Origin of the sequence: Brachyspira catarrhinii (genome assembly GCF_005518285.1) — a bacterium.
GTDB classification, from domain to species: domain Bacteria; phylum Spirochaetota; class Brachyspiria; order Brachyspirales; family Brachyspiraceae; genus Brachyspira; species Brachyspira catarrhinii.
The window spans coordinates 1-242 of sequence record NZ_SJDU01000933.1 but is presented as its reverse complement, the minus strand read 5'-3'; the positions used below and the strand labels follow the sequence as shown (position 1 = coordinate 242).

The 242-nt window shown below is 26.4% G+C and carries 1 pseudogene; it reads left to right on the top strand.

Annotated elements, in window-relative coordinates:
• Nucleotides 1-197: pseudogene (locus EZH24_RS13835) on the top strand (lipopolysaccharide biosynthesis protein RfbH); the annotation flags it as partial.
• Nucleotides 198-242: the final 45 nt, after the last annotated feature.

The following is a 242-nucleotide window of genomic DNA, read 5'->3' as shown; positions in this document are numbered from 1 at the left end:
TATTATTTGCTGGTAATATTATCAAGCAGCCTTATATGATTGGAAGAAATTATAGGGTAATAGGAAATTTGATAAATTCTGATTTTATTATGAATAATACTTTTTGGATTGGGGTTTATCCTGGAATTGATGATTCTATGATTGATTATGTTGAACTTATTATTGGAGAGTTTATATCAAATTTAGGAGGAAAATAATGATAGGAAATATTACAGTATTTGATTGTACATTTAGAGAAGCTG